Origin of the sequence: Variovorax sp. KK3 (assembly GCF_001984055.1) — a bacterium.
Taxonomy (GTDB): Bacteria; Pseudomonadota; Gammaproteobacteria; order Burkholderiales; family Burkholderiaceae_C; genus Variovorax.
This window is the reverse complement of the sequence record NZ_LYVO01000024.1, coordinates 82,447-90,560: the sequence shown is the minus strand read 5'-3', so window position 1 is coordinate 90,560 and position 8,114 is coordinate 82,447. Positions and strand designations below refer to the sequence as shown.

The 8,114-nt window shown below is 65.2% G+C and carries 8 protein-coding genes; 6 read left to right on the top strand and 2 right to left on the bottom strand.

The window, feature by feature from the left end:
• The first annotated feature begins 407 nt into the window (after positions 1-407).
• Together B0W80_RS14075 and B0W80_RS35930 are read left to right on the top strand one after the other, a co-directional pair.
• The gene (locus B0W80_RS14075; protein ID WP_076999765.1) at positions 408-842 is read left to right on the top strand and encodes a hypothetical protein; all 435 of its coding nucleotides are present in this window, start codon (positions 408-410) and stop codon (positions 840-842) included.
• A gap of 114 nt (positions 843-956) precedes the next feature.
• On the top strand, positions 957-1,658 hold the full coding sequence (locus B0W80_RS35930; RefSeq protein ID WP_218668901.1) for a DUF1330 domain-containing protein: 702 nt from the start codon (positions 957-959) through the stop codon (positions 1,656-1,658).
• 52 nt (positions 1,659-1,710) lie between these two features.
• On the opposite strand, the gene B0W80_RS14065 is transcribed toward B0W80_RS35930, so the two are convergent.
• Positions 1,711-2,043, bottom strand: coding sequence for a DUF1161 domain-containing protein (locus B0W80_RS14065; RefSeq protein ID WP_076999777.1), 333 nt, complete (start codon positions 2,041-2,043; stop codon positions 1,711-1,713).
• A 224-nt stretch (positions 2,044-2,267) separates the two neighbouring features.
• On the opposite strand from B0W80_RS14065, the gene B0W80_RS35925 reads away from it, so the two are divergent.
• The 3 genes from B0W80_RS35925 (at position 2,268) to B0W80_RS14055 (ending at position 6,357) form a co-directional block, all read left to right on the top strand.
• Entirely contained in the window at positions 2,268-2,501 is a 234-nt protein-coding gene (locus B0W80_RS35925) for a hypothetical protein (RefSeq protein WP_143684620.1), read from the top strand.
• Positions 2,502-2,524: 23 nt separating this feature from the next.
• A complete protein-coding gene (locus tag B0W80_RS14060) occupies positions 2,525-4,726 on the top strand; it encodes a phosphocholine-specific phospholipase C (protein ID WP_076999764.1) in 2,202 nt (733 codons plus the stop codon).
• Positions 4,727-4,890: 164 nt separating this feature from the next.
• A complete protein-coding gene (locus B0W80_RS14055; RefSeq protein WP_076999763.1) occupies positions 4,891-6,357 on the top strand; it encodes a cytochrome P450 in 1,467 nt (488 codons plus the stop codon).
• A 6-nt stretch (positions 6,358-6,363) separates the two neighbouring features.
• On the opposite strand, the gene B0W80_RS14050 is transcribed toward B0W80_RS14055, so the two are convergent.
• Complete coding sequence (locus tag B0W80_RS14050) at positions 6,364-6,615, bottom strand: hypothetical protein (RefSeq protein ID WP_076999762.1); 252 nt, start codon at positions 6,613-6,615, stop codon at positions 6,364-6,366.
• A gap of 268 nt (positions 6,616-6,883) precedes the next feature.
• Between B0W80_RS14050 and B0W80_RS14045 the strand changes: the two genes are divergently transcribed.
• Entirely contained in the window at positions 6,884-8,089 is a 1,206-nt protein-coding gene (locus B0W80_RS14045) for a hypothetical protein (RefSeq protein ID WP_143684619.1), read from the top strand.
• The last annotated feature ends 25 nt before the right edge of the window (positions 8,090-8,114 follow it).

The following is an 8,114-nucleotide window of genomic DNA, read 5'->3' as shown; positions in this document are numbered from 1 at the left end:
GGTCTGGTTCGGCAATCCGGCAGACCTTTGGACATTCTTCCTCTCGAGGGCGGCGGGGGCGGAATGCTTGGAGGCGGAGGTACGGGAATCCGAGGCACATCGCTACCTCCACGACCGGCATCGCCAACGGTGTCCCCTGCACCGCAGGTGCCGCGGCCCGCTGCCGGCGAACTGATGTGTCGCCCGGCGAACGCCGGAAGGACGAAAGACGTTCCCAACCGAGCCGACCCGGGCTCCATCATCGAAGGCAATCACCGCACGCGAGAATACGGAGTGGACGGCAGACCCGTCCGAGACTACGACAAGGCCCATCAGGGGTACGAGCGTCCGCATGTTCACGACTGGGATGGTGGGGTCAGAGAGCATCCTGGACGTGACTATTCCCCTTGGCCTCGAGGAGAAGACAAATGACAGACCTGGAAGTGCTCGTCGAATCAACGTTGGACTCGATCCACGTCTCAGCGCAAGGCAGAACAGTCGAGATCGGACTGACTTGCGCCTGGGACAAGGCACAAAAGAAAATCACCGCGGTGGGAGTTGAAGAGTTCTTGGCAGATGAGCTGAGGCTCTCGAACATCATTCAGGAAGTGCGCTGCTTTGACGCGGTCAACATTCAGGCCAACGCATCCGAGGTCGCCGATCGAGTGTTCTTCTTGATGCGAGGCAAGTCGCCCGCCCCAGCCGATCTGGTTTGGAAGCCCTTGAAAGCGAAGCTCGACTTGATCGGCTTAGGTGCTTTGCGTCTGCTGGTTATTGAGCCGGTCTATGGTGCGACGGTACTCGTACTCGCGCAGGAGATACGAGTCGAAGACACTCTCACAGATACAACCAGAGGCGACTGAACTTCCAAAGCCGCTCGGTCGCTGCAGCCGCCTTCATCAAGGCATCGACATTGACCCCGACACTTTTTGAGTCGACAGTCCTCTCATCGCGCCCAAACAAAGAGGAAAGCCGCCATGCCCGCCTATGTCGTCTTCGACGTGGAGATCCGAAACGCCGAGCGCTACCAGGACTTCATGCGCCAGGTGAAGCCGGCGCTCGAATCGGCGGGCGCCAGGTACCTCGCGCGTGGCGGTGCCCACAAGGTCTACGAAGGCGACTGGTCGCCGCGCCGCATCGTGATCCTCGAGTTCCCGTCGGTGGCGGACTGGGAGCGCTTCTACAACGGCCCCGTGTACCAGGGCTTGAAGGCGATCCGCGACGAATGCAGTTCGGCGCGCCTCGTCGGTGTCGAGGGCTTGGACCAATCGCCGGCACACGGGCAAGCCACCGTCGTCACCCAAACGCTCGACGTCGCCGCGGATGTGGTCTACGACTTCGCCCGGCAGATGGAGAAGCTGCCGCTCTGGGCGTCGGGCCTGGCCAAGGGCATCGCGCAACGCAACGGCCGATGGTTCGCCGAGTCGCCCATGGGCGAGGTGGAAGTCGAGATGGCGTCCGCGAATGCCTTCGGCGTGCTCGACCACGACGTCACGCTGCCCGACGGCACGCGCTTTCACAACGCATTTCGCGTCACGCATTCCGGCAAAGGCAGCCTGCTGAGCTTCGTGGTGCTGCGGGCGCAGGGTGCGAGCGATGAGCAGTTCGATGCGGACGTGGCGCACGTGCGCGCCGACTTGGCGGCGTTGAAGCAGGTGCTCGAACAACAGCCGCGATAGCGAGCCGAGCGGCGGCCATCGTTCGGGCCGCCAACGGGCAGGCGGCCACCGCTTACCTGCGGCACTCACCACCCATCGACACGCTCCCATCCTTGCACTCGGTCAGCATCGGCTCGCCGCGCGCGGGCGGCCGGGGCGTGGCGGCGACGGGTGCCGTGCCACCTTCGCGCTGGTACACGATCTTCTTGCTGCCGAGTTCACAGCTGCCCACCACCTGACCGGCCGCCGGTGCGGCGGCATCCACAGTGGCGACAGTGAATCGCGACACGCCGGCCGCGGCGATCTTGGCCTCGATCTGTGCGCGCAAGGCTTCGCAGCTCTCTGCGCCGTGGGCGGCACTGGCCACCAGGACGCATGCCAGGGGGATGAGGGTCGACGTCTTCATCATGCGCGCAGCATGCCAGAGGACACATGCCCCTCCTTGCGGTGTCGGCTCCGTACCGGCGTGAAGCGGACGGCCGTCGCACGAACGTCATCGCATGTTCACGGCAACGACATGCCCGCTGCCTAGTCTTCGCTCGCAAGAAGAAGCCGCGTCGCCTTGCGCGATCGAAGCTCTTCGTTCCCGCGCGAGCCATCTCCAAGACTACATAACACGGAGTTCATTCCATGCCCCACCCCGCCCTTCATTCATGGCGCGCCGCGATCGCGCTCACCCTGGCCAGCACCCTTGCCGCCTGCGGCGGCGGAAGCGGCGGAGGCAGCGGCTCCGCCGGCGCTTCGAGCAGCGGCAGCAGCACGACCAGCACCAGCGCCACGGCCAGCCAGAAAGCCGAGACATCCGCGAGCACGGACACGCCGGCCGCGTCGGGCAGCAGTGCCGACGTGCACTTCGCCCCTTGACCCGCACGCGAGGAGAAACCCCCATGAACTCGCGCCGCGATTTCCTGCGCAACAGCGCCACCACCACTTTGTCTGCCGCCACGCTGGCGGCCTTTCCGCCGAGCATCCGCAAGGCGCTGGCCATTCCCGCGCACCACGAAACGGGCACCATCAAGGACGTGAAGCACGTGGTGATCCTGATGCAGGAGAACCGGTCTTTCGACCAATACTTCGGCACGCTGCGCGGCGTGCGCGGCTTCGGCGACCGCTTCACCATTCCGCTGCCGGGCGGGCGCAACGTGTGGCAGCAGAACAATGCCGCCGGCCAGCCGGTGTTGCCCTACCACCTCGACGCGACGCAAGGCAACGCGCAGCGCGTGAGCGGCACGCCGCACAGCTGGGCCGACGGCCAGGCCGCATGGGATGGCGGCCGCATCGAGCAATGGGTGCGCTACAAGACGCCGGCCTCGATGGGCTACTACAAGGAGGCGGAGCTGCCCTTCCAGTTCGCGTTGGCCAACGCCTTCACGCTCTGCGACGCGTACCACTGCGCGATGCACACGGGCACCAATTCGAATCGCATGTTCATGTGGGCCGGCACCAACGGCCCGACCGGCGCCGGCGTGGCCACGGTGAACAACGAGTGGGATTCGATCGACTCATCCGTACTCGGCTACGACTGGAAGACCTATCCCGAGCGGCTGCAGGAGGCCCGCGTGAGCTGGATGGTCTACCAGAACATGCCCGACAACTTCGGCGACAACCCGCTGGCGGGCTTTCGCCAGTACCGCAAGGCCAACGAGGCCTCGGGCAAGCCGGTGAGCAACGATGCGCTTTCGCCGGCATACGACCCGGCGAGCGACGATGCCGGCAACCCGCTGTACAAGGGCATCGCCAACACGATGCCAGGGCCGCTGGGCGACGTGAACGCGTATCTCGATGCCTTTCGCAACGACATCAAGAACGGCCGGCTGCCGCAGGTGTCCTTCGTGGTCGCCCCGGCCACCTACTCCGAGCACCCCGGCCCTTCGAGCCCCGTGCAAGGCGCCTGGTACATCCAGGAAACGCTCGACGCGTTGACCGCCGTGCCCGAGGTCTGGAGCAAGACGGTGCTGCTGGTGAATTTCGACGAGAACGACGGCTACTTCGACCACGTGCCCTCACCCTCCGCGCCTTCGCTCGACGCCAGCGGCGCGCCGGCCGGCAAGACCACGCTGCGCGACGCGGACATCGCCTACGAGCGCTTCGTGCATCCCAATCCGCCTGGCACCACCAGCCAGCCCCAGCCCGACGGCCGCGTCTACGGCCCCGGCGTGCGAGTGCCGCTGTACGTGATTTCGCCATGGAGCCGCGGCGGCTGGGTCAACTCGCAGGTGTTCGACCACACCTCGATCATTCGCTTCCTCGAAAGGCGCTTCGGCGTGAAGGAACCCAACATCAGCCGCTACCGCCGCGCGGTGTGCGGTGACCTGACGAGCTGCTTCAACTTCGAGCGCCCCAACAACGAGCGGCTGCCCGCGCTGGCCGGCCGCAAGACGCTGCTGGCGGCCGACCAGCTGCGCGCCGAGCAGGAGAAGCTGCCGCAGATCCTCCCGCCCGCCAACGCGCAGCGGCCGCAGCAGGCGCTCGGCACGCGGCCGTCGCGCGCCCTGCCCTACGAACTGCACGCGAGCGCGCGCGCCAACGTCCGCAACGGCAAGCTCAAGCTGATCTTCGCCAACAGCGGCGAGCAGGGTGCGGTGTTCCACGTCTACGACAAGCTGCACCTCGACCGGCTGCCGCGGCGCTACATGGTCGAGGCCAACGAGCGCCTGGACGACGACTGGGCCGCGATGGCCGACGACGCGGGGCGCTACGACCTGTGGGTGCTCGGGCCGAACGGCTTTCACCGGCACTTCAAGGGCGACCTCAATCGCCTGCGTGCGGGCAATGCGCCCGACCCGGAGATCCGCGTGGGCTACCACGTGCGCCGCGGCGACCTGCACCTGAGGCTGCGCAACGAAGGCGAGCGCGCCTGCGTCTTCACCATCCAGCCGCTGGCGTACCGCAACGACGGGCCGTGGACGGCGCGGGTGCGCGGCGGCGACGACGTGGAGCAGCACTGGGACATCGAGGCCAGCGGCTGGTGGTACGACTTCGAGGTGCGCTGCGACGCCGACCCGGCCTGGTACCGCCGTTTCGCCGGCCGGGTCGAGACCGGACGGCATTCGGTCAGCGATCCCGCGATGGGCCGGACACAGGGCTGAGTCCGGCCGCCGCCGTGCCCCATTCGAGGGCACGGCCGGCAACGGCAGCGTCGGCGAGCAGCGCCGGCAACGCTTGGTTGCATCCGAATCAACTCTGCAAACTGTGCGCGGGTGGATGCCCTGTAGAAGGAGGCACCATCAACGCCCCGGCCGAGGAGACACGGATGAGCGCCATCTCAGAGCGTCCGCTCGCCGCCGCGCCAGCGCGGCACCCCACCTCCATCGGCCAGCTGCCGGGCCCGAAGGAATCGTTCGTGCTGGGCCACCTGCTGCAGCTGAAGGTGCCCCGGCTCCATCTCCAGCTCGAAGCCTGGGCCAGGACCTACGGCGACATCTACAAGCTGCGCGTGGCGCGGCAGCAGATCGTGGTGATCAGCCGCACCGAGGACATCGCGGCCGTGCTACGCGCCCGGCCCGACACCTGGAGCCGCCCGCGCAACTTCGCCGCCATCGCGCGCGAGTCCGACGCCTTCGGCCTGTTCGCCGCAGAAGGCGCCGAGTGGCGGCGCCAGCGCCGCATGGTGATGACGGGCTTCGACCCCGAGCACTTGCGCAGCTACATGCCGACGCTGACACGGGTGACCAAGCGGCTGCGCAAGCGGTGGATCGCCGCGGCGCATGCGAAGTCGATCATGGACCTGCAGGGCGAGCTGATGCTGTATTCGGTGGATGCGGCTTCGGGCATCTCCTACGGCATCGACATCAACACGCTCGAGAACGCGCAGAGCGAGCTGCACGACAACCTGAAGCACATGTTCCCGATGGTCTTCCATCGCATGAACCTGCCCTTCGCCTACTGGCGCTGGTTGCGGCTGCCATCGGACATCGCCCACGACAGGCGCATCGCCGTGCTGCACCGGATCATCGGCGACATCGTCGCCAAGGCACGCGAGCGGCTGCACCGGCATCCCGAGCGGCGGGACCATCCGACCGACCTGCTCGAAGCCATGCTCGCGGCGCGCGACGCGGACGGCAGCGCGCTCAGCGAATCGGACATCACGGGCAACGTCTTCACCATGCTCACGGCCTCGGAAGACACGACTGCGAACACCTTGGCCTGGGCCATCTACCTGCTGCACGAGCATCCGGCCGCATGGCAACGGCTGGTGGAAGAAGCGCGCTCGGTGCTGGGCGATGAACCGGTTGCACAGTCGCTCGACCAGATCCACCGGCTGCGCTATGCGGAAGCCTGCGCGAGCGAGGCCATGCGGCTGCGGCCCGTTGCACCGCTGCTGATCCTCGACGCGGTGCACGACACGGCGATCCGCGACGTGCACATCCCCCAGGGCACGCGGCTGTACCTGCTGATGCGTCCCGGCGCGGTCGAAGCATCGGCGCTGGAATCGCCGCGCGATTTCGAACCCGAACGCTGGCTGGTCGACAACGCCGGCGCCTTGCATTCACCCAAGCGCGTCTCGATGCCCTTCGGCGCCGGGCCGCGCTTGTGCCCCGGGCGCTACCTGGCGATGCTCGAGATCAAACTGGTGCTGAGCATGCTGGCGCGCGACTTCGAACTGCTCGACGTGTCGACGCCCGACGGCACGCCTCCGGACGAGGTTCTGGAGTTCACGATGCACCCGGTCGGCCTGCACCTGCGGCTGGGCACGCAGGCGGGGGTGCCGGCGGACTAGGGCCCGTCAGGCCGCGGTGCGGCTGTACATCGCCCACTTGAGCGTCAGGATATCGGCCGCGATCTTGGCCGCGTTGACGCCTGCATACGCTTCGTCGGGATTGAACTCGAACTTTTCCTTGTAGCGGACCACCTGCGCGTAGTCCTTGTCGAAGACCATCGGGCCCGTGAGTTCGGCGGGGTCGACACCGACGGGAAGGGCCAGGAATTTGTCCGGGTCGGTGGCGCTCTGGTAGAGGTCGACGCTCATCAGGTTCATGGGACTGCCCTCGGTGTTCAGGTGTGGGGAATGATCTGCCGCGCGCCCGCAGGGTGCAATCGGTGTTCGCCTACAGGGTTTGCGCGGTGCGTCGTTGCCACATCGGTGGCGCCACATCGCGCCGTCCTCCATCGACCAGCGACCTTGCTCGGTGGAACGAATTCCACGCACGGGTAACCCATGGAGCGTCGCGCCTCCAATGGTCGAACGAGTGCGCCAACAAGAATCATCGCAAACGACCGCCTTACCAACAGCCCCCAAATCTGTCATGAGAGTTCCAGAGAAGCAACGTCCCTCGATCCAATCACTCAGCCCCTCGAAAGGGGAGACCCAAAAGCTCAAAGTCTCTCAAAGCCACCGCGAATTCAGCGCGCTCGTTCGCGAATGCATGGTTGCAGGCGAACTCGAAAAATTGCAAGCCTTGCTGGCCGATTCAACCGGCAAGACGGTGGTGCTCATAGGCAATATCGGGGCACGCGAACTCGAAGTACTGCTCGACGCGCTTCCCAAGCAAGGCGGCCCGACAAGCTTTGCATTGCAGAGGGCAACCCTCGAACGGGAAGCTTGCGATCTCCTTCTGGCCATCCTGTCGAAGTCGAACGCGGTCAGCCTGTCGATGCATGTTGTGCAGAAGGGTCCCTTCCCAAAGGAGCTCGTTTGCCAACATACGTTCAGTCTGGATTCGTTGAGGGTCGTGCTTCCTCGCGACGGGAGCGTCTTGCAGATCCTGGAAACAGTGATGAGCAACGCCCCGTCGCTCGGCAAGCTAACGATCGTGGCGAACAAGCACAACCACAACAAGCCCACGATCGACATGATCGTTGGAAAACTGCGTTCACGCTCGTCGCACGATGAACTGAATATCTCTCTGCCCAGCAGCGATCCCAAGTACTGCCGCTTGATCATGCCGCTGATTCATGCAGGCAAGCTGAAGCGCTTGTCTCTTGATTGCCGATCGCCGGGCACGCCTGTCAGGGACACATGCACGGCGCTGGGCAACGCGTTGGCAATGGACCAACGGCAGCTCACCGAACTCTCGATGAAGAATTGGCTCAAGAATCGAATAGAAGACATTGAGGCCTTTGGCCATCTACTCGACCGTGTCTGGGAACTGAAGGCACTGACCACGCTGGACTTGAGCGAAAACGAAGCGTTGGCAAGTCACGTCGATCCCTATGCGTGCGCGCAGTACCTGACAAAGCTGCAACACCTGAATCTGAGCGGTGCCGTCAACCTTTCAGCGTTGGCAGCACTGATGAACCGAAACCCTGCGCTGCGTATCCGGAACGTCGAGCTTCTTTCATTGCACCTCGTGCATGCCGTCACGCAACTCCCTTTGGCGCTGGGAGAAAAAGTGCATGACGAGGGGCTCGACGGCACATCCATTGCCAACCTAGCGCAGGTCAACAAGGCGACACACGCGATCGCCAAAACCCCGCTCGAAGAGCTTCACCTGTTGTCGCCGCAGTTCTAGGAGGTCGCCTCGGTGGCTCGATGCG

Bases quoted from the DNA above. Each gene is read 5' to 3' on its own strand.
- B0W80_RS35930 (WP_218668901.1), top strand. From the start codon at position 957: ATGCCCGCCTATGTCGTCTTCGACGTGGAGATCCGAAACGCCGAGCGC.
- B0W80_RS14075 (WP_076999765.1), top strand. From the start codon at position 408: ATGACAGACCTGGAAGTGCTCGTCGAATCAACGTTGGACTCGATCCAC.
- B0W80_RS14065 (WP_076999777.1), bottom strand. From the start codon at position 2,043: ATGAAGACGTCGACCCTCATCCCCCTGGCATGCGTCCTGGTGGCCAGT.
- B0W80_RS35925 (WP_143684620.1), top strand. From the start codon at position 2,268: ATGCCCCACCCCGCCCTTCATTCATGGCGCGCCGCGATCGCGCTCACC.
- B0W80_RS14050 (WP_076999762.1), bottom strand. From the start codon at position 6,615: ATGAACCTGATGAGCGTCGACCTCTACCAGAGCGCCACCGACCCGGAC.
- B0W80_RS14055 (WP_076999763.1), top strand. From the start codon at position 4,891: ATGAGCGCCATCTCAGAGCGTCCGCTCGCCGCCGCGCCAGCGCGGCAC.
- B0W80_RS14045 (WP_143684619.1), top strand. From the start codon at position 6,884: ATGAGAGTTCCAGAGAAGCAACGTCCCTCGATCCAATCACTCAGCCCC.
- B0W80_RS14060 (WP_076999764.1), top strand. From the start codon at position 2,525: ATGAACTCGCGCCGCGATTTCCTGCGCAACAGCGCCACCACCACTTTG.